This window comes from Thermodesulfovibrionales bacterium, from assembly GCA_026417875.1.
Lineage (GTDB): Bacteria > Nitrospirota > Thermodesulfovibrionia > Thermodesulfovibrionales > CALJEL01 > CALJEL01.
In genome coordinates, this window is the sequence record JAOACK010000098.1 from 1 (window position 1) to 2,108 (window position 2,108).

3 protein-coding genes are annotated in these 2,108 nt (G+C 37.1%); all 3 read right to left on the reverse strand.

What is annotated here, in order from left to right; genetic code table 11:
• A partial coding sequence (locus N2257_10620; protein MCX7794837.1) for a glycosyltransferase family 39 protein occupies positions 1-1,504 on the reverse strand: 1,504 nt, incomplete at its 3' end.
• Positions 1,494-1,874: a response regulator gene (locus tag N2257_10625; GenBank protein MCX7794838.1), complete on the reverse strand. Its 381-nt coding sequence runs from the start codon at positions 1,872-1,874 to the stop codon at positions 1,494-1,496. The genes N2257_10620 and N2257_10625, both read right to left, overlap by 11 nt.
• A partial coding sequence (locus N2257_10630; GenBank protein MCX7794839.1) for a hypothetical protein occupies positions 1,852-2,108 on the reverse strand: 257 nt, incomplete at its 5' end. The genes N2257_10630 and N2257_10625, both read right to left, overlap by 23 nt.

Sequence of the window (2,108 nt, forward strand, 5' to 3'; positions counted from 1 at the left end):
TCTTTAAGCTGTTCCACTTTATTATAAACCAGGCTGAGGTGAATATAAACAAGGCATGATAGGCCATCAGCGACCAATTTGCCTGTACCTTTGCCTGGATACTTTTAATGAAAAAAAAGATAAGCTCAGGAATACTGAAGGAAAAGAGAAACTTATCTTTTGAATCTATACTTTCATCTTTAAAAAAGGACCTCATTACTGCAATCACCATGGCAACAAAAAAAAGAGGTGTTAGTACTCCGAGCTGAGAACCCATGAATTCAAAAAAATATTCAGGTCTCAAACCCCATCCTTCATAAACGCCTATATGACCGGCAGTATGTCTGAGTGTGACAAAATTATTTTTAAAATTCCATATAAGGACCGGAGAAAAAACTAAAATTGAAATTAATAAGGTTATATAGGGTGTAGCACTTTTAAAAATAATCCTTTTTTCTCTATCCAGTAAAAGATAGATTGCGCCCGAGATAAAGAAAAATGCCATGCTGTACTTTGCCAGCATACCCAGACCTGCACTAATGCCAAGAAATATCCAGGGTAAAATACTTTTAGCTTCTAAAGATTTCATGAAGAGATAAAGACTTAAAGACCACAAGAATATGAAGGGTGAATCAATGGTCATCACTATTCCATAGGTTGAAAATAGCGGGACGAACTGAATCAGCAGTCCTGAAAGAACTGATATCCGTGAGTCCCTGTAAAGCTCATGGCTGAGTTTGTAAATAATTATTGAAGAAAAAAAAAGAAAAAAAGGTGCAAGAAATCGCACCCCTAGCTCTGTATTTCCACCTAACATGGTTGTTAATCCTATTAGGTAAGCAATTAGGGGACCTTTAGAATAATAACTGAGATCAGGTCTTCTTGACCATTCCCAGTAGTGGGCCTCGTCACCGCTCAGTTCCAGCGGACCATAGGAAATATAATAGAGTCTAGCTATAAGAAGAAAAAAGAGAAGAACATAAAAGATGCCCGAAAGTCTGTCCTTAATAAATATTACCCTGATCTTTTTAAAAATTGCTATTACTAACAAGGCTATCCCAACACCGATAACTGCACCACCAAACACATCTGAGGGATAATGAACACCAACATATACCCTTGACAGACAAACAACAAGAACAACAATAAGAGATGGTAGTCTCAGGTATCTAAAAAAATACCCTAAGACTGTAGCAACGGCAGAATAGTTAGCAGCATGATTTGATGGGAAAGAAAAGGATGTGCCCTTACCAACAAGCAATCTGGCATCTTCAATAATGTAAAAGGGTCTCGGTCTTTCAACAATATCTTTCATTATATTACCTACACCATCAGCAAGTATCCAGGCTATTATTAAAAGAAAAAACGGAAGCACTGCCTTTTTCCCGTCCTTAAGTATTGCTATAATAACGAAAAGTAAATAGAAGATATAAGCACTTCTGCTCATAAAGACCATAAAGTCATCAAGGAAAGGCACGGGATCATGTATATTAATGAACCTAAAAAGGGCTATATCAAGATTCACTTCTTTGACCTCCCAGAAGTTCACTGACCATGCTTCTAAGTTCCTTAATGGAGAAGGGCTTCCTGATGATATTAGGAAGTGTGATATCCGGAGACAGTTCTTTTCCGCTCATCAAAAGTATCAGGGTTTCAGGAGATTTCTCATAAATGATATTCCTTATATCAAGAGCTGTGCAATCCTTAAGATGATAATCAGTGATGACAAGATCAAACCTCTCTGTGTCAAGAAGTTTTACAAATTCTTCTCTGCCAGAGGCTCCGTATATCTCGTATCCAGAACTGCTAAGGGCTCTCTTCACAGAGGTAAGTATAAGGGGATCATCATCAATAATGCAGATTTTTTTTATTTCAGACTTTTTTTGCGAAGACATCTTTCATCTTTATGAGCAACCAGTTTTTATCATCACCTTTCTTCATCCTGATGAGAGCAAATCTTCCCTTTAACTTCTTCCCTGAAAGTTCGAATTCTAAAGCACCATCCTTTTCAATTTTAACAAGACTTTGAAGAGGAAGATCAAGGCAAATTTTAGCTAACTGTCCATAAACTTTAAAACCAGAAGAAGTTGGTTCGGCTCCAAAGATTTGATTTTGAGAAGGAGGAGAAC